At 62.6% G+C, this 18,412-nt stretch carries 16 protein-coding genes; 8 read left to right on the forward strand and 8 right to left on the reverse strand.

All coding sequences use genetic code 11. The annotated features are described in order from the left end of the window. Positions 1-150: 150 nt before the first annotated feature. Genes ACZ445_RS14790 through ACZ445_RS14800 form a run of 3 tightly spaced genes read right to left on the reverse strand, consistent with a single transcriptional unit; the run spans position 151 to position 3,098 of the window. The gene (locus ACZ445_RS14790) at positions 151-1,380 is read right to left on the reverse strand and encodes an EAL domain-containing response regulator (protein ID WP_058425911.1); all 1,230 of its coding nucleotides are present in this window, start codon (positions 1,378-1,380) and stop codon (positions 151-153) included. A gap of 9 nt (positions 1,381-1,389) precedes the next feature. Then, complete coding sequence (locus ACZ445_RS14795) at positions 1,390-1,773, reverse strand: response regulator (RefSeq protein WP_058425910.1); 384 nt, start codon at positions 1,771-1,773, stop codon at positions 1,390-1,392. Beyond that, the gene (locus tag ACZ445_RS14800; protein ID WP_310863065.1) at positions 1,758-3,098 is read right to left on the reverse strand and encodes a sensor histidine kinase; all 1,341 of its coding nucleotides are present in this window, start codon (positions 3,096-3,098) and stop codon (positions 1,758-1,760) included. Before ACZ445_RS14800 ends, ACZ445_RS14795 begins: the two co-directional genes overlap by 16 nt. A gap of 323 nt (positions 3,099-3,421) precedes the next feature. Between ACZ445_RS14800 and ACZ445_RS14805 the strand changes: the two genes are divergently transcribed. Genes ACZ445_RS14805 through xylB form a run of 5 tightly spaced genes read left to right on the forward strand, consistent with a single transcriptional unit; the run spans position 3,422 to position 9,382 of the window. Then, positions 3,422-4,954: a sugar ABC transporter ATP-binding protein gene (locus ACZ445_RS14805; protein WP_058425908.1), complete on the forward strand. Its 1,533-nt coding sequence runs from the start codon at positions 3,422-3,424 to the stop codon at positions 4,952-4,954. Beyond that, positions 4,947-5,924: an ABC transporter permease subunit gene (locus ACZ445_RS14810; RefSeq protein WP_310863064.1), complete on the forward strand. Its 978-nt coding sequence runs from the start codon at positions 4,947-4,949 to the stop codon at positions 5,922-5,924. Before ACZ445_RS14805 ends, ACZ445_RS14810 begins: the two co-directional genes overlap by 8 nt. A gap of 34 nt (positions 5,925-5,958) precedes the next feature. Beyond that, entirely contained in the window at positions 5,959-6,891 is a 933-nt protein-coding gene (locus tag ACZ445_RS14815) for an ABC transporter substrate-binding protein (RefSeq protein WP_058425906.1), read from the forward strand. A 21-nt stretch (positions 6,892-6,912) separates the two neighbouring features. Beyond that, complete coding sequence (locus tag ACZ445_RS14820) at positions 6,913-7,914, forward strand: LacI family DNA-binding transcriptional regulator (protein ID WP_464707176.1); 1,002 nt, start codon at positions 6,913-6,915, stop codon at positions 7,912-7,914. A gap of 7 nt (positions 7,915-7,921) precedes the next feature. Beyond that, positions 7,922-9,382, forward strand: coding sequence for a xylulokinase (gene xylB, locus ACZ445_RS14825; RefSeq protein ID WP_464707178.1), 1,461 nt, complete (start codon positions 7,922-7,924; stop codon positions 9,380-9,382). A 208-nt stretch (positions 9,383-9,590) separates the two neighbouring features. Here xylB and ACZ445_RS14830 read toward each other — a convergent pair whose 3' ends face one another. Next, positions 9,591-10,040 carry an Lrp/AsnC family transcriptional regulator gene (locus tag ACZ445_RS14830; protein WP_058425903.1) on the reverse strand — a complete coding sequence of 150 codons (450 nt, stop codon included), beginning with the start codon at positions 10,038-10,040 and terminating at the stop codon, positions 9,591-9,593. 109 nt (positions 10,041-10,149) lie between these two features. Here ACZ445_RS14830 and ACZ445_RS14835 point away from each other — a divergent pair, with 109 nt between their 5' ends. Further along, positions 10,150-11,052, forward strand: coding sequence for a DMT family transporter (locus ACZ445_RS14835; protein WP_464707179.1), 903 nt, complete (start codon positions 10,150-10,152; stop codon positions 11,050-11,052). Here the strand turns inward: ACZ445_RS14835 and ACZ445_RS14840 are convergent. From ACZ445_RS14840 to fabF, 3 genes are all read right to left on the reverse strand, one after another. Then, the gene (locus ACZ445_RS14840) at positions 11,030-13,009 is read right to left on the reverse strand and encodes a peptidase U32 family protein (RefSeq protein WP_071495638.1); all 1,980 of its coding nucleotides are present in this window, start codon (positions 13,007-13,009) and stop codon (positions 11,030-11,032) included. The two genes, ACZ445_RS14835 and ACZ445_RS14840, sit on opposite strands and share 23 nt — an antisense overlap. 70 nt (positions 13,010-13,079) lie before the next feature. Further along, positions 13,080-13,460, reverse strand: coding sequence for a RidA family protein (locus ACZ445_RS14845; RefSeq protein ID WP_028616142.1), 381 nt, complete (start codon positions 13,458-13,460; stop codon positions 13,080-13,082). A 65-nt stretch (positions 13,461-13,525) separates the two neighbouring features. Further along, the gene (gene fabF, locus ACZ445_RS14850; protein ID WP_058425899.1) at positions 13,526-14,794 is read right to left on the reverse strand and encodes a beta-ketoacyl-ACP synthase II; all 1,269 of its coding nucleotides are present in this window, start codon (positions 14,792-14,794) and stop codon (positions 13,526-13,528) included. A 107-nt stretch (positions 14,795-14,901) separates the two neighbouring features. Here fabF and ACZ445_RS14855 point away from each other — a divergent pair, with 107 nt between their 5' ends. Together ACZ445_RS14855 and ACZ445_RS14860 are read left to right on the forward strand one after the other, a co-directional pair. Continuing rightward, positions 14,902-15,390, forward strand: a complete 489-nt coding sequence (locus ACZ445_RS14855) for a winged helix-turn-helix transcriptional regulator (RefSeq protein WP_179030056.1) — start codon at positions 14,902-14,904, stop codon at positions 15,388-15,390. Between the two features lie 114 nt (positions 15,391-15,504). Then, positions 15,505-16,860 carry a methyl-accepting chemotaxis protein gene (locus tag ACZ445_RS14860; protein WP_464707181.1) on the forward strand — a complete coding sequence of 452 codons (1,356 nt, stop codon included), beginning with the start codon at positions 15,505-15,507 and terminating at the stop codon, positions 16,858-16,860. A gap of 50 nt (positions 16,861-16,910) precedes the next feature. Here ACZ445_RS14860 and ACZ445_RS14865 read toward each other — a convergent pair whose 3' ends face one another. Beyond that, on the reverse strand, positions 16,911-18,233 hold the full coding sequence (locus tag ACZ445_RS14865; RefSeq protein ID WP_464707182.1) for an OprD family porin: 1,323 nt from the start codon (positions 18,231-18,233) through the stop codon (positions 16,911-16,913). Positions 18,234-18,412 lie beyond the last annotated feature (179 nt).

The raw sequence follows: 18,412 nt of genomic DNA on the forward strand, positions 1-18,412 counted from the left end.
CAAGCCCCCTCCCACATTTCTAGCGCAGTGTGTCATTGCTCGAAGTGTCATCCCAACCGCTTCAACCGCCGCATCGCACTGTCCAGATGCAGGCTTGCACAGATATGCACCACCTACCGGGGTTTGATCGAGTGCCTGCGTGAGGAACTCTCACGGACTCTCTAAACGTTCCAGCAACAAGCGCTCCAGGGTGTCCACCGGCAGCGGCCGGCTGAACAGGTAGCCCTGGATCTGATCACAGCCAGCCTCCTTCAAGAACGCCAGTTGCGCCTGGGTTTCCACGCCTTCGGCCACCACCCGCAGGCTGAGGCTGTGGGCCAGTTCGATGATGGTACGGGTGATCGCCGCGTCCTGCGGGTTGCTGGTGACTTCGCGGATGAACGCGATGTCGATCTTCAGCGTGTCGATGGGAAACCGTCGCAGGTACGCCAGGCTCGAATAGCCAGTGCCGAAGTCATCGATGGAGATCTTCACCCCCATGGCGTGCAGGCGCTGCAGGCTGGCGATGGTGTGCTGGGTGTTTTCCATCAACGAACCTTCGGTCAGTTCCACCTCCAGCCAATGCGGCTCGACCCCGGTGCGGGCAAGGGTGCTGGCGATATCGGCGATCAGGTCGCCTTCGATCAATTGATGGCCAGAGACGTTCACCGACACCTCCACCGCGCCAATCGCACCGCGTTGCCACTCGGCGATCTGTTGGCAGACCTGCTCGATCACCCAGCGCCCCACGGGGACGATCAAGCCCAGGCTTTCCAGGATCGGTATAAACACTGCCGGCGATACCGCGCCGTATGCCGGCCGTTCCCAGCGCAGCAGCGCTTCGAGGGCGCAGATGCGACCGCTCAGCACCTCGACCTTGGGTTGGTAATGCACCGTGAAGTCATGGCGCGCCACCGCTTCACGCAAGTCGTTTTCCAGGGCCTCGTGGGCCAGGTCATGCACGTTCATGCCGATCTGTCGTTGCGCCAACTCACGGGAGTGGCTCGCCAGGTCGCCGCGTTCCTTGAGCCGCAGCAGGTTGCGCACGCGCAACCATAGCTCGACACGTTCCACCGGCTTGCTGATGAATTCTTCGGCACCGGCCTGCAGTCCGCTGACGCGCGCGCTCGGTTCGCTGAGGGCCGACAGCATGATGATCGGAATACCCGCCGTGGTTTCATCGTTTTTCAACTGGCTGGCAACCTCGTAGCCGTCCATGCCCGGCATCATGATGTCCAGCAGGATCAGGTCCGGCGGCTGCCGGGCCACCAACAGCAAGGCTTCTTCGCCACTGCTCGCGCTCAGGGTCTGGTAGCCCTCATGTTGCAGAAGGGTTTCCAGGAGTTTGCGCACCTGGGGTTCATCATCAACGATCAACAACGTTGCGGGTTGGCTGGCCATGGAGAGGACTCATGTGAGAGGGCGGGTGTGCTGTTGCAGCAAGGTGTCGATCACCTGGTACAGCTCTTTGTAACGCAGCGGCTTGATGATGTAGGCGTCGCAACCGGCGAGCCGGGTCTTTTCGCGATCTTCTTTCATCGCCATTGCAGTCAGGGCGATCACCGGGATGTGGGCGGTAAGCGGGTCGCGCTTGAGCAGCGCGGTGGCAGCCAGGCCGTCCATGCCGGGCAACTGGATGTCCATCAGGATCAGCGCCGGTTGCTGTTCGCGGGCCAGGGTCAGGCCAGTCTCCGCATCCGCGGCCCACAGCACGTCGTGGCCAGCATTGACCAGTAACAGGCGCGCCAGGCGCATATTGGCTTCATTGTCTTCAACGATCAGGATGTGGGCCATGTGGCCTCCGGGGCGCGGTGCAGCGGCAGCCAGGCAACAAACCGCGCCCCGCAGCCTTCACGGCTGGCCACGGCGACACTGCCGCCATGCAGGTCGGTCAGCCGCTTGACCATCGCCAGCCCCAGGCCGGTGCCTTCGAATTTGCGTGCCAGGCTGCTGTCGATCTGGCTGAACGCCTTGAACAGCTTGTCCATGTCCACCTCGGCAATCCCGATGCCGGTGTCGCTGACGCTGAGTTCGAGGAAGGGTTGATCAGCGCCGTCGGGCAAGGCAAAACGGTACACCGGCCAGTCGCCGGGAATCTGCCCGACCTGTGCGCGGGGCACCTGGCGCACGGTCAACGTCACAGAGCTGCCGTGGGCGCTGAACTTTACGGCGTTGGCCAGCAGGTTGTAGACGATCTGTTTGGTCTTGCGCAGGTCCAGCTGTAGAAGGCCGAGGTCCTCGGGATATTCCAGCTTCAATTGGATGCGCTGCAACGCGGCCTTTTCCCGCACGATCAGCAGGCTATTGGCCAACAGCCCCGGCAGTTCTGCGTTTTCCAGTTCCAGTTCCATCATGCCGGCCTCGACCTTGGACAGGTCGAGAATGTCGTTGATCAACGACAACAAGTGCTGACCGCTGGTGAAAATGTCGCCGATGTATTCGCGCTGGGTCTCGCTCATGTCGCCGACCAGGCCATCCTTGAGCGCTTCGGAAAAGCCGATCACCGCGTTCAACGGTGTGCGCAGCTCATGGGACATGGTCGCGAGGAATTCCGACTTCATATGGCTGGCGTGCTCCAGCTCCAGGTTCTTTTCTTCCAGTGCCCGCTCGAAGCCTTTGCGCTCGGCCTCTTCCTGTTTGCGGGCGGTGTTGTCGGTGCCGATCAGCAGGTAGCCGATGATGGTGTCATGCCGGTTGCGCAGGGCGGTCACCGAAACCATGGCCGACAGGCGACTGCCGTCCTTGCGGATGTAGGTCAGCTCGTAGATGTCTTCGATACCCCGCGAGGCCTTGAACACCAGCGCTTCGAAACCCGGCGTGATCGGCGTGTCCAGTTCCAGGCTGAGGGCGGCGGCGCGGGTGATCAGCTCGATGGGGTCGGAAATATCGGCTGGCGTGATGCGGTTGACCACATCGGCGGCGGCATAGCCGAGCATGCGTTCGGCGCCGACATTGAAGATCTGGATCACGCCTTTCTCGTCGGTGGCGATGCTGGAGAAGTACGCGCTGTTGAAGATTGCGTCTTGCAGGGCGCCGGTCTTGAGCAGGGTTTTCTGCCGCTTGAACTCGACGATCTTTTCAGCCCGCGATTGCGGTTGTTCGGGTAACGGTGTGTCCATCGCGTTGGCGTTCCGTGACGTTCAGGCCCGCCATCGTCAAGCGGCGATGGCGCAGAGCATGCTCACAGAAGATCGCTGGGGGGCGACGAGGAGGAGATGAGGTCCTTGGACAATAGCAGAGATTGTGGCGTTTGGATGGCGGGCCACAGGCTATTTCACTTCAAACGGATACCCGTGGGTGAAATTGGGTACTTTTCGGATTAATGACTGATGAAACGTTTCATCTGGCGATAAATGATCGACGCAAGCGCTTGCGTAAGGAAATGTTTCTACATTAGAGTCGGCCCACTGACGACAAAAATAATAAAACCAGGAGCTCATCCATGAGCCTTGAACCCTTGCTCGAAATGCAGGGCATCAGCAAAACCTTCAACGGTTTGCGCGTGCTCAAGAATGTCGGCCTGAAGGTCTACCCCGGCGAAATCCACGCCTTGATGGGGGAAAACGGCGCCGGCAAATCGACGCTGATGAAGATCCTCTCCGGCGCCTACCAAGCCGACCCCGGCGGCGAAATCCGCATCGCCGGCCAGCCCGTCCCCACATTCGACCCCGCCACCGCCAAAGCCCTCGGCATCGCCGTGATCTACCAGGAACTGAGCCTGTGCCCCAACCTGAGCGTGGCCGAGAACATCTACCTGGGCCGTGAACTGCGCCGTGGCTGGACCATCGACCGCAAGGGCATGCAGGCCGGTTGCAGCGAAGTGCTGCAACGCCTGGGCGCCGAATTCACCCCGGCCACGCGGGTCAGCAGCCTGTCGATTGCCGAGCGCCAATTGGTGGAAATCGCCCGCGCCTTGCATGCCCACGCCAAGATCCTGGTGATGGACGAACCGACCACGCCGCTGTCCTCCCGTGAGACCGACCGCCTGTTTGCGCTGATCAAACAACTGCGCAGCCAGGGCCTGGCGATCATCTATATCAGCCACCGCATGGCCGAGATCTACGAGCTGTCGGACCGCGTCTCGGTGCTGCGCGACGGCCAGTACATCGGCGAACTGACCCGCGAAGCGCTGTCGGCCGACGTGCTGGTGAAGATGATGGTCGGTCGCGACCTGTCAGGGTTCTACAAGAAGGAACACGCCGCCTATAACCCCGGCAACGTGGTGATGCGCGTGCGCGACATGGCCGACGGCAAGCGCGTGCGCCCGTGCAGTTTCGACTTGCACGCCGGTGAAGTGCTGGGCATCGCCGGGCTGGTCGGGGCAGGGCGCACCGAGCTGGCGCGGCTGATCTTCGGCGCCGACCCACGCACCTCGGGCAGCCTGGAAGTGGTCGGCAAGACCGTCACCCAACTGCGCACCCCGGCGGATGCGATCCGTGCCGGTGTCGTCTATCTCACCGAAGACCGCAAGGCCCAGGGCCTGTTCCTGGACATGAGCGTGGCGGACAACATCAATGTCTGCGCCTGCGTGCCGGATGCCCACGCCGGCGGGGTACTCGATCGCGCCCATGCCGCGCAGCGCGCCACGCAGGCGATCAAGTCACTGTCGATTCGCGTGGCCTCGGGCAAGGTCAATGTCGGTGCGTTGTCCGGTGGCAACCAACAGAAGGTGCTGCTGGCACGGCTGCTGGAGGTCAAGCCGCACGTGTTGATCCTCGATGAACCCACCCGTGGCGTCGACATCGGCTCCAAGTCCGAGATCTACCGCATCATCAACCAATTGGCCCAGGCCGGTGTCGGCATCGTGGTGATCTCCAGCGAGCTGCCGGAAATCATCGGCACCTGCGACCGCGTGCTGATCATGCGTGAAGGCCAGTTGGTCGCAGAAGTCGGCGGCGCCTCCGGCGACGCTATTTCCCAGGAACGTATTATTGACCTCGCCACCGGTGGCGATCAGGTGGTGGCCCATGGCTGAAGTGAATATCGCAACAACCGGTAAGGCAGAGCGCGCTCGCGAGCTGATGCGCACGGTCGGCATGTTGCCGGTGCTGGTTCTGCTGCTGGTGGGCTTTGCCCTGGCCAGCGAGAACTTCCTGACGGTGCAGAACCTGTCGATCATCACCCAGCAGGCGTCGGTGAACGTGGTGCTGGCGGCGGGTATGACCTTTGTGATCCTCACGGCGGGCATCGACCTGTCGGTGGGCGCGATCCTCGCGGCGTCGGCAGTGGTGGCGTTGCAGGCGTCGATGTCGCCGCAGTTCGGCATGTTCGGGATAGCCGCCGGTATCGGCTTTGGCCTGTTGTTGGGCCTGGTCAATGGCGGCTTGATCGCCTTTATGCGCCTGCCGCCGTTTATCGTCACCCTCGGTGCACTCACGGCCATGCGCGGTCTGGCGCGGCTATTGGCCGACGACAAGACCGTGTTCAACCCGGACCTGCCGTTTGCCTTCATCGGCAACGACTCGATCCTCGGCGTGCCCTGGCTGGTGGTGATCGCCGTGGCAGTGGTGGCGTTGTCGTGGTTCATCCTGCGCCGCACCGTGATGGGTGTGCAGATCTACTCGGTGGGTGGCAACCCGGAAGCGGCGCGGCTGTCGGGGATCAAGGTGTGGAAGGTGCTGCTGTTCGTCTACGCCATGTCCGGCGCGTTGGCCGGGCTGGGCGCGGTGATGAGCGCGTCGCGCCTGTTCGCCGCCAATGGCCTGCAACTGGGGCAATCCTACGAGCTGGATGCGATTGCCGCGGTGATCCTCGGCGGCACCAGTTTTACCGGCGGTGTCGGCACCATCGGCGGCACGCTGATCGGCGCGCTGATCATCGCGGTACTCACCAACGGCCTGGTGCTGCTGGGTGTCTCGGACATCTGGCAGTACATCATCAAGGGCATCGTGATCATCGGCGCGGTGGCGCTGGATCGTTATCGCCAGTCCGGCGCACGGACCTGAGTTCATTCCCACAACAATCACAAGAGAGACCCGCATGAACCTCAAACGTATCTTTCCGGTCATTGCCTTGGCTGCCCTGATGTCCCAAGCCGTCGAAGCCCGCGAATTGAAGGCCCTCGGCATCAGCATGGGCTCGCTGGGCAACCCGTATTTCGTGACCCTGGCCGATGGCGCGACCGCCCGCGCCAAGGAGCTGAACCCCAACGTCAAGGTCACCTCTGTGTCGGCTGACTATGACCTGAGCAAGCAGTTCTCGCAGATCGACAACTTCATCTCGTCCAAGGTCGACCTGATCCTGATCAACGCCGTCGACCCGTCCGCCATGGCCTCGGCGATCAAGAAAGCCCGCGATGCCGGCATCGTCGTGGTGGCCGTGGACGTAGATGCCAAGGGCGTCAACGCCACGGTGCAGACCGACAACGTCGAAGCCGGCAAGCTGGCCTGCCAGTACCTGGTGGACAAGCTCTCCGGCAAGGGCAACGTGATTATCCAGAACGGCCCGCAGGTCACCGCGGTGACCGATCGCGTCAAGGGTTGCAAGGCCGCACTGGCCGCCGCGCCGGAGATCAAGGTGCTGTCCGATGACCAGGACGGCAAAGGCTCCCGCGAAGGCGGCCTGAACGTGATGCAGGGTTACCTCACGCGCTTCCCGAAAATCGACGGCCTGTTCGCGATCAACGACCCGCAAGCCATCGGCAGCGACCTGGCGGCCAAGCAGCTCAAGCGCAGCGGCATCATCATCACTTCGGTGGACGGTGCGCCGGATATCGAGAACGCGCTGAAAACCGACACGCAGATCCAGGCGTCGGCCAGCCAGGACCCTTGGGCCATGGCGCAGACTGCCGTCAACGTGGGCAACGACATTCTCAATGACAAAGCCCCGGCCGAAGCGGTTACCCTGCTCACGCCAAAACTGATCACCCGTGACAACGTCGCGACGTACAGCGGTTGGTCGAGCAAACATTGATCAACTGAGAGGAACAGCGTCGTGGTCACCATGGATGACGTGGCAAGCAGGGCGGGGGTGTCGACGTCGACGGTGTCCCATGTGTTGAACGGCACCCGCAAGGTCAGCCCGGCAACGGTGCACGCGGTGCAGCAAGCGATCCAGGCGTTGGGCTACATCCCCAACACCCTGGCGCGTTCGTTGGCGCGGTCGAGCACCAGCACGATTGGCGTGGCGATTTCGGCGCTGTCCAACCATTACTTCAGCGAAACCGTGCATGCCATTGAGAACGAGTGCGCCAAGCACGGTTACATGATGCTGTTTGTCGACACCCACGACGACCCGGAGCACGAGCTACGGGTGGTCACGGCGCTGCATCATCGACGGGTCGACGGCATAGTGCTGGCGCCCTCCAACGGTTCCAAGGCCCTGCAGTACCTAGGGGACAACCAGATCCCGGCGGTGTTGGTGGACCGCATGATGAGCGAGCAATTCGACCAGGTCGGGGTGGAAAACACGCAGTCCACCCAAGCCTTGGTTAAGCACTTGATTGAACACGGGCACCGCCGCATCGGCTTTATCGCCGGGCGTGAGGGTTTCAGCACCACCGATGAGCGGGTTGCCGGATACCGCGCGGCGCTGCAAAGCGCCGGGCTGACGTTTGATCCGCACTTGCTGGTCAACGGCGGCTCGAGTACCGCGCCGGCGCGCCAGGCGACCGTGCAGCTGCTGCGCCTGGCGGAGCCACCCACGGCGATCATGGCCGGCAATAACCTGATGACCCTCGGCGCGATGCAGGCCTTGCGAGAGGCGAAGATCGACGTACCGGCGCAGATGGCCCTGGTGGGTTTTGATGATTTTGACTGGGCGGATTTTTTCGTGCCGCGCCTGACCCTGATCGCGCAGCCGGTCCAGGCCTTGGGTACGCAGGCAGTGAACCTGTTGTTGCAGCGCATGGCGTCGCCCGACGCCCCCACCCACAGTGTGCGCCTGGCGCCGACTCTGCAACGCCGTAATTCATGTGGTTGTAATGGATTGGAATGACCCCCTTATGAGCAGTCCCGTTTCCCTCGGCATCGACCTCGGCACCTCGGAACTCAAGGCCATCCTCATGGACCTCGACGGTACGGTGCTGGCCCATGCCGGCGTGCGCTTGAGTGTGTCGCGGCGCCACAGCGGCTGGTCCGAGCAGGCGCCGGAAGACTGGTGGCAGGCGTGTTTGCAGGCGCTGGCCGAATTGCGCGAGCATCCTGGATTTGCCCGCGTGGCCTGTATCGGCCTGTCCGGGCAGATGCACGGTGCGGTGTTGCTGGGCACGGACAACCGCGTGTTGTACCCGGCGATCCTGTGGGACGACTCCCGTGCCGTTGCCGAGGCCGAAGAGTTGGGTCCTGCGTTTGCCGACATCACTGGCAGCCTGCCCATGGCCGGGCTGACGGCGCCGAAACTGCTGTGGCTGCAACGCCATGAACCCGAGGTGTTCAAGGCCATTGATTGCGTACTGTCGCCCAAGGATTACCTGCGTTTGCGCTTGAGTGGCGAGCGCATCAGCGAGATGTCCGATGCGGCGGGTACGTTGTGGCTGGATGTGGCGCAACGCGAGTGGTTCGCGCCGATGCTGCGGGCGACGGGTCTCTCGCCGGAGCAGATGCCTCGGCTGGTGGAAGGCGGCGCGGCGAGTGCCGTGCTGACGGCGCAAGGCCTGGGCTTGGCGCCCTCGGTGGTGATTGCCGGCGGCGGTGGTGACAACCCGGTGGCTGCCGTGGGGATCGGGGCGATCAATGCCGGCGATGGCTTCATCACCCTCGGTACCAGCGCTGCGATTGTCGCGATTACCGATCACGCTGCCGGAAATCCCGCGAGTGCCGTGCACAGTTTCTGTCATGCGCTGCCTGATCGCTGGTACACCATGGGTGCCATGCTGGCCGGCGCCAGTTGCCTGCGCTGGGTCACACGCCTCACGGGAACGGCGGATGAGCAAACCTTATTGAACCAGGTGCAGGCGCAACTGCCGATCGAACAACCAGTGCCGCTCGGTACGCCATTGTTCCTGCCATACCTGGCCGGTGAACGCACCCCGCATAACGACCCGCTGCTGCGCGGTGGTTTCATGGGCCTGGGCCATGACTGCACGCCGGCGATGCTCGGTTATGCGGTGATGGAAGGTGTGGGGTTCGGGCTGCTGGATGCGTTGCGCGCAGTGCAGTCAGCCGGAGCCGACGTGGGCGCCTGCGCGTTGGTGGGTGGTGGTGCGCGCAGTGAATATTGGGCGCAGTTGCTGGCCAACATCCTGCAACGGGACATCTTCACCCTGCACGGCAGCGAATTGAGCGCGTGTATCGGTGCGGCGAAGCTGGGGTTTGTGGCGATAGGGCAGGGTGCGCAATTGCTCGAGGCGGGGATGCCGGTCAAGGTCCGGTACAGCCCGGATCTTATGCAGCAACCCGTGTTGGAGGCGCGTTATCGCAAGTTTCAAGGTTTGCTGAGCGCTGCCAAGGCCCTTCACGACTGATGACCGGGTTTCCTGTGCTGAGGGGATTTGTTGTAGTGAGGAGGCCTGTTGTGGTGAGAGGGCCTGTTGTGGCGAGCGGGCTTGCCCCGCGTTGGGCTGCGAAGCAGCCCCAAACCCAGGCGCCACGGTTTTTCTGGAGAAACGCGGTGATGCCGAGAGGGGGCCGCTTTGCGCCCCAACGCGGGGCAGGCCTGCTTGCCACGACAGGTCAGCTTTTGCTAGTCCCCAAGGGCGGCAGACGCCGTTTCACCGGGGTTTTCTTGACGATGGCCGTATTGGTTTCCGCGTAGGCGTTAAGCCGGTCAAGCAGGCTGTCGAGATGATCCATGGTGCGCACATGCAATCGCGCAATGAAGCAATCATCCCCGGTGACCTTGTCACACTCGGTAAACTCGGGAATCGCCTGGATCTGCCGCTCCACCTCATGCAATTTGCCGGGCAAGGGGCGGATGCGCACGATGGCCTGCAGCAGGTAGCCAAAGTGCCTGGGGTCGATGTCGACGGTGTAGTGGGTCAGCACGCCGCGCTCTTCGAGACGGCGCAGGCGTTCACCGACGCTCGGCGAAGACAAGCCGGTAATCCCCGCCAGGGCTTTAAGGGACAGGCGCGAGTCGTCCATCAAAGCGGCGATCAGTTGCTGGTCGATGGTGTCAATCATGGTTTCCGCCTAATAAGTAAAGGCAAGCCAGGCATATTGCCTATTTTAGTCGCTGGAGCCGTTACCAGGCAGATTGCCATAATTGAGCCTCACTTGAGGAGCCTCAATCATGGATACATCCATCCGTCGCGGGTCGTGGGAAATGGTCGCCGCCATGCTGATCTCGGGCACCATTGGCTGGTTTGTCCTGGTGTCCGGCGTGTCGGTGATCGAAGTGGTGTTCTGGCGCTGTGTGATCGGCGGGCTGACGCTGTTGCTGGTGTGCGCGTTGCTCGGTTATCTGCGCCTGGACCTGCTCAGTTGGGCCACGCTCGGCCTGGCGATGCTCAGTGGCGTGGCAATTGTCGGCAACTGGTTGCTGCTGTTCGAATCCTATTCGCGCGCATCGATTGCCATCAGTACGGCGGTGTACAACGTGCAGCCGTTCATGCTGGTGATGCTGGCGGCGCTGTTTCTGGGCGAGAAAATCACTGTGCAGAAACTCGCCTGGCTGAGCGTGGCATTCCTGGGCATGTTGGCGATTGTCACTGCCCATGGTGATCAACCGGCTGGCGACGATTACCTGGCGGGTATCGCGTTGGCGCTGGGTGCAGCGTTGCTGTACGCGATTGCCGCGCTGATCATCAAGCGCTTGAAAGCAGTGCCGCCACATTTGATGGCGTTGGTCCAGGTAACCACCGGCGCGTTGTTACTGGCGCCGCTGGTGCCTTGGAACAGCTTGCCGGCTACGACCAGCGCGTGGGGCGCACTGGTGACACTCGGCGTGGTGCACACCGGCGTGATGTACGTGTTGTTGTACGGCGCGATCCAGAAACTGCCGACGGCCCTGACCGGTGCACTGTCGTTTATCTACCCGATTGCGGCGATCTTCGTCGATTGGATCGCCTTCGGGCATCGCCTGGGCTGGCTGCAATGGCTGGGTGTGGCTGCGATTCTAGTGGCGGCTGCGGGGTTGCAGCGGGGCTGGTGGTGGCCCCGCGTGCAAAGGGTCAGTGCGTGCCCTGGAAAATAATGTTTTCCGGGTTGAAGTGCTCCACCGCGCTGCCCGGCTGTGGCAAGCCAAGGATATGCCCCTTGATCTTGCCCACCACGTGCATCTCGCAGGGTTTGCAGTCGAACTTCAGGGTCAGCACTTCATCGCCATGGATCAACTGCATCGGCGCCACCTTGGTCTTCACGCCCGTGACCCCCTTGGCCTGTTTAGGGCAGAGGTTGAACGAGAAACGCAGGCAGTGCTTGGTGATCATCACCGGTACTTCGCCGGTTTCTTCGTGGGCTTCGAAGGCCGCGTCGATCAGCTTCACCCCGTGGCGGTGGTAGAAGTCGCGGGCTTTCTGGTTGTAGACATTGGCCAGGAACGACAGGTGCGCGTCCGGGTACACCGGCGGCGGAGTGGTTTCGGCTTTGCGTCCACCACGCGGGTGCGCGGCCACACGGGCGGCGGTCAGCGCTTCGATCACTTCACGGCGCAGGGCCTTGAGCTGTGAGTTGGGGATGAAGAACGCCTGCGGCGCATCCAGTTGGATGTCGGTCGCGTGGTATTCGGTGGTGCCCAGTTGGCCGAGCAGGTCGCGCAGGGTGTCCAGCGCCTGTTCCGGCTTGTTGGCCACGCCGAACGGGCCGGGCAGGGTGACGCTGGCGCTGATGCCTTCTTCGCTGGTGGCGGTGACTTCCAGCTGCGCTTCGCGCAAGCGAGCGGCCCAGGTCAGGCCTATACGACGCTCGGATGAGGTCTTGAGCAGCGCCTGTTGCCAGTTGTGGTCCAGGTTGCGGTTCAGCGGGTGGTTCGGGCGCAATTGATGCAGGCCGGCCGGCATCTCGTTCGGCTCGACGCGGTAGCGGTAGCGCTTCTCGCCGTCTTCCTCGAACTCGCCTTTAGGCTCGGCAATATTGGCGCGGAACCCCACCACTTCGCGCTTGACCAGCACATTCAGGCCATCGCCGTTGGACAGCGGCTCATGGGTGACCACTTGCAGGTCGCGCTTGCCAGCTTTTTCCACCACACCCACCGGCAGGCCGGTGAAGGTCGGGGTGTCGAAGGCGCCGATATCGACCTTGCGGTCGGTGACGAAATAGTCGGTGCTGCCACGGTGGAAGGTTTTTTCCGGGTCGGGCAGGAAGAAGTGCGCGGTACGGCCACTGGACGCACGCGCCAGGTCCGGGCGGTCTTCCAGCACGTCATCCAGGCGCTGGCGGTAATAGGCAGTGATGTTCTTCACATAACCCATGTCCTTGTAGCGGCCTTCGATCTTGAACGAACGCACGCCGGCTTCGACCAGCGCGCGGATGTTGGCGCTCTGGTTATTGTCTTTCATCGACAGCAGGTGCTTTTCAAAGGCCACGACGCGGCCTTGATCGTCCTTCAGGGTATACGGCAGGCGGCAGGCCTGGGAGCAGTCGCCACGGTTGGCGCTGCGGCCGTTCTGCGCGTGGGAGATATTGCACTGCCCGGAGAACGCCACGCACAGGGCGCCGTGGATGAAGAACTCGATGGCGGCATCGGTTTCGTCGGCAATGGCGCGGATCTCTTGCAGGTTCAGCTCACGGGCCAATACCAACTGCGAGAAACCGGCCTGGTCGAGGAACTTGGCACGGCCCAGGGTACGAATATCGGTCTGGGTGCTGGCATGCAGCTCGATGGGCGGAATATCCAGCTCCATCACGCCCAGGTCTTGCACGATCAACGCATCGACGCCGGCATCGTAGAGCTGATGGATCAGCTTGCGTGCGGGTTCCAGTTCGTTGTCGTGCAAGATGGTGTTGATCGTGGTGAACACGCGGGCATGGTAACGGCGGGCGAATTCCACCAGCTGCGCGATGTCGCTCACGTCGTTACAGGCATTATGGCGCGCGCCGAAGCTCGGGCCGCCGATGTACACGGCGTCGGCGCCATGCAGGATGGCCTCGCGCGCGATGGCGACATCGCGGGCAGGGCTGAGCAATTCAAGGTGGTGCTTGGGCAAGGACATAGTTTTTTTAGTCAGGCTTGTCACGGTTGAGGCGCGCATTGTAGCTGTGAAATGCCTGACCGGCACGCACTCAGGCTTGAGCGGCCATCGCCGTGACTTCCACGCGCATGCCGTCGACCGCCAGGGCGGCCACGCCAACCGCTGCGCGCACGGGCCAGGGCTTGGCAAAGAAGCGTTTGTAGACCTCGTTGAAGGCGGCGCGATCGGCCATGTCCGTCAGATAAATGGTCAGGTGCATCACCCGGTCCATGGAGCTGCCAGCTTTTTCCAGGGCGACTTTCAGGGCTTGCAGGGTGCATTCGCTTTGCAGGGTGATATCGCCCAGTTCCAGGCTGCCGTCGGCGCGGGTCGGGATCTGGGTGGACACCAGGATGCCGTTGAAACCGATCACATCCGAAGAAATCGAGTCGGCATCGGGGTCCGGGGTGTAGTGCAGGTCGTGGTTGGCCATGGGCGCCTCGCGTTGGCAGGTTCAGAAAGGCGCCCATGGTCCCCGAAAATCACCGCAGGGGCAAACTACGCCCAGCGGCGAAACAGCACGCTGGCATTCACACCGCCAAAGCCGAAGCCGTTGGACAGCGCATAGTCAATCGGCATCGGCCGGGCAGCACCGCGCAGCATGTCGAGGCCCTCGGCGAGAGCGTCGGGGTGTTGCAGGTTAAGGGTGACCGGGGCGATCTGGTCGCGCAGGGCAAGCACGGTGAAGATCGCCTCGATACCGCCCGCAGCCCCCAGCAGATGGCCGGTGGCGGATTTGGTCGAACTGATCGCCGGGCTGCCGTTCGCACCGAATACCGTCCTGATCGCGGCCAATTCGCCTTTGTCACCCACTGGCGTCGACGTGGCATGGGCATTCAAGTATTGCACCTGGTCTGCGCCGATCCCGGCCTGGCGCAAGGCCTGCTGCATCGCACGGCGTGCGCCGTCGCCGTCTTCCGGGCCAGCGGTCATGTGATAGGCATCGGCACTGGTGCCGTAGCCGACCAATTCGGCAATCGGCTGCGCACCTCGGGCCAGGGCGTGCTCCAGTTCCTCGATGACCAGGATGCCAGCGCCTTCGCCCATGACGAAGCCGTCCCGCGCCTGGTCGAAGGGTCGTGAAGCCTGCTCCGGGCTGTCATTGAAGTCACTGGACAACGCTCGCGCCGCCGCGAACCCGGCGAGGCTGACCCGATGGATGGCCGCTTCGGCACCACCGCACACCGCCACATCCACTTCACCGGCGCGAATCATGCGCGCCGCATCGCCGATGGCCTGTACACCCGCTGCACAGGCCGTCACCGGCGCACCCAGCGGGCCTTTCAAGCCGTAGTTGATCGACACGTGTCCGGCGGCCATGTTGCTCAGGAACGACGGAATGGTGAACGGCGACAACCGCCGAGGGCCTTTGCTGTCGGTGGTGCGTACCGCGTCGGCAATCGCCGGGAAGCCGCCGACACCCGAGGCGATGATGGTCGCGGTGCGCTCCTGCGCTTCAGGCGTGTTCGGCGCCCAGCCGGCCTGCTTCAAGGCTTCATCCGCCGCCGCCAGGGCGAACAGGATGAAGCGGTCCATCTTGCGCTGTTCCTTGGCTGCCAGCAGGCGATCGGGATCAAAACCAGCTTCTGGGTCCTCGAGTACGGTCTGCACCTGGCCACCGATGCTGACGGCCAAATCACCGATCAACGCTTGCGGCAGGCGACGAATACCCGATTGCCCGGCCAACAGGCGTCGCCAGGTAGATTCCACGTCAGCGCCCAACGGCGTCAGTGCGCCCATACCTGTTACAACGATGCGTTTACTCATGATCAATCGACTCCAGTTGCGGTGAAGGAACAGACCTTATGGACGTCACTATCATCATGAAAGTAACATGGCATCACGCACATTGGCACTGACCCACAGGAATCCCCATGCAACGCAAGTCCCTCATCAGCGACGAATGCCCCATCGCCCGCAGCCTTGAGCGGGTAGGGGAGTGGTGGAGCATTTTGATCATGCGCGATGCGTTGCACGGCCTGCGCCGCTTCGATGAGTTCTCGCGCAGCCTGGGCATTGCGCCGAATATGCTCACGCGCCGCCTGAACGCGCTGGTGGAGGCGGGCATGCTGGAGCGCCGTGCCTACAGCGAACGACCGCCGCGCCATGAATATGTGCCGACGGCCAAGGGTGAGGATTTCGGCATGGTGCTGATGTCACTGGTTGCCTGGGGCAACCGGCACTACGCCGAAGAGGGCACCAGTGTCGAGTTGGTGGAGCGTAAGACAGGCAGGCCGGTGCAGCCGGCGCTCGCCCGCGCGGATGGGCAGTTGGTGGCGTTTGACCAGTGCGTGTTGCAGGCTGGTCCGGCGGCCAGTGCCGGCATGCGCGAGCGCCTCGCTTTTCTAGGCGCAAAACCCTGATTGCGCAAGTATTTGACGCCAGAAAATAATCCACGCAAGGCCGGTAAAGTCGCGTATTTCACAGCCGATAGCCCTATCAAGACACGGGTTTTTTCGCACGGCTGAGGGTACGTCATGTTCAACACAACACTCAAAACAGAACTGGCGGCCAGGACGGCCGAGGCCACCGAGTACAAAGGACTGATCAGCGCACTGGAACGCTCCATGGCCGTGGTCGAATTCGACCTCAACGGCAACGTGTTGCGGGCCAACGACAACTTCCTCAAGGCCCTGGGCTACAGCGCCAATCAACTGGCCGGCAAGTCCCATCGCGATTTTTGCCTGCCGGCGCTGACCAGCAGCCCGGCCTACAGCCAGTTCTGGAGTGATTTGAAAGCCGGCAAGTTTGTCTCCGGTACGTTCAAGCGCGTGGATGCCAACGGCCGGACCATCTGGCTGGAAGCCAGCTACAACCCGGTGCTGGATGAGCGTGGCCAGGTGTTGAAGGTGGTCAAGTACGCACTGGACGTCACTGCCCAAGTGGAGCAGGACGCGGCCACCCGCAGCAAATTGACGGCCGTGGACCGTGCGATGGCCGTTATCGAGTTCGATTTGAGTGGCCAGGTGCTGGACGCCAACGCGAATTTCCTCAATGTCATGGGCTACTCCCTGGCGGAAATCAAAGGCAAGCACCACCGGTTGTTTTGCGAGCCCGCGCTGGTTACCAGCCATGAGTACGCCGACTTCTGGCGCCGCTTGAATAACGGTGAGTTCTTTACCGGGCAATTCAAGCGCCTTGGCAAGCATGGGCGTGTGGTGTGGCTGGAGGCCAGCTACAACCCGGTGTACGACGGCGACGGCAAACTGATCAAGATCGCCAAGTTTGCCAGCGACATCACCGAGCGCGTAGAGAAGTTCGAGGAAGACTCCCGTGGCGCCTCCCGGGCCTACCATATTTCCTCCGAGACCGAGCGTTTTGCCGAGCACGGCACCCAGGTGATCCAGGAGACCGCTACGGAAATGCGCCGTATAGCCGAGAATATCGGCGCGTCTGCGCGGCTGGTGGGGCAACTGGGCGACCGTTCCGAACAGATCACCGCCATCGTCAACACCATTCGCGGTATCGCCGACCAGACCAACCTGTTGGCGCTCAACGCAGCCATCGAGGCGGCGCGCGCCGGGGACCAGGGGCGTGGCTTTGCGGTGGTGGCCGATGAGGTCCGGCAACTGGCCGGACGCACCAGCCGCTCCACGGCGGAAATCGCCGAGATGATCGGCATGATCCTCTCGGAAACCCGCGACGCCGTGACCAGCATGAACGCGACCCAGGAAGGCGCACAACGCGGCGTCAGCCTGGCCGATCAGGCGGGGTCGGTGATCCTGCAGATTCGCACCAGCACCAGCGATGCCGTGCAGGCGGTGAGCATGTTTGCCTCGAAGCTGGATGAATCGGAAGTCATTCCCAAGACTGCGGTCGGCTGGGTAAGCTGACGCTTTCCATTTGGAGGAGCGAGCACGCTCGCTCCTCCAGTGGGCGTGGTTTAGAGCAGGGTGAACGGATAGTCGGCGATCAACCGCAGCTCGTTCAGGTCACCATCGCGCTGGTCGGCATTCGACGCCACGATCGCATCACGCACACGCAACGACAGATTCTTCGCCGGGCCGCTCTGGATCACGTACTTGGCTTCCAGGTCGGTCTCGTGGTGCGCGCCATCCGCACCGTAGTTGCCGACATAGGCGCTATGGGCCGGCGTGTGGGTGCCATCGATATCCGAGCCGTTGATATAGCGGCCCATGAAACTCAACCCCGGCACGCCATAACTGGCCATGTTCAGGTCATAGCGGATCCCCCAGGACTGCTCGCCCGGGCCGTTGAAGTCGTTCCATTGCACCGAGTTGGCCAAGTACACCGAATCGCCACCTTCGCCGGCGCCGTTGTTGCCGGTGCCGATGTAGTCGAACGGCGTGTCGCCATGCACCTTCTGGAACGACAGGGTCAGGGTGTGCGCCTGCAGGAACGAATACGCCGCCGCCACCGAGTAGGTGGTGTTGTTGATCGCCCCGGCCTTGGCGCTGCCGGTGTCGAGGGTGCGGTACAGGTTGCCGTCCAGCGCCAGGGACTGGTCATGCGCCAACGGGATCACGTAGTTGAGGTTGGTGTAGTACTGGCGCCAGATGTCTTCAAGCTCACCGGCATAAAGCGTGGCGCTCAGGGACGGGCTGAAGCTGTACTTGCCGCCGACAAAGCTTGCGCTGTTGGCGGCGATGTTGGCGTAGGTGGCGTAGATATCGTGGTCATGGTTGCTGGTCATGCCACTGTTGGTGCTAGTGAAATGCCCGGCTTCCAGGTCCAGGCCAGCGATTTCGCTGCTGGTCAGGTCAAACCCGGTGGCGGTCTGCGGCAACAGGCGCGTGCCGCCGGTGGCGAAGACCGGGGCGGTGGGCTGCATGTCGCCGAATTTGAGCTGGGTCTTGGAGACTTTGATCTTCACTGCGGCGCCGACTGAGCCGTAGGCGTCTTCGGGATCACCATGGCGGTCGGTCGGCAGGTTGCCGGTGCCGGCGTCCGCATGGGTGGCATCGAGTTTCAGCCCGCCGTAGGCATAGGCGTCCACGCCGAAGCCGAGGGTGCCCTGGGTGAAACCCGAGGCATAGTTGAGCATCGCGCCCTGGGTCCAGTCGATGTTATCGGCCCGGCCGCCTTCACGGTTGCGGTTCATGTAGTAGTTGCGCAACAACCCGTTGACGCTGCTGCCCTCGACAAATCCCTTGGCATCCGCCTGGTCGGTGACCGACTCGGCAAAGGCCATCTGGCTGATACCGGCACACACCGCCAGTGCCAATAGGCTCGACTGTTTAATCATGTTGTGACTTCCCCGGAATAATGAACGCGCGCACAAAAACACCGCACTGATTGGATGGCGCATAACGTTGTTTGGGCAGATGTTTGCAGGTGAGCTGTTACGGTTTTTTATTGTGTTCGGCGTGGTTGCCGAGGTGGATTCCAGGCACAGTCTGCGCGGCCGGCAGCGGGTCAAGGGAT

This window comes from Pseudomonas allii, from assembly GCF_055380095.1.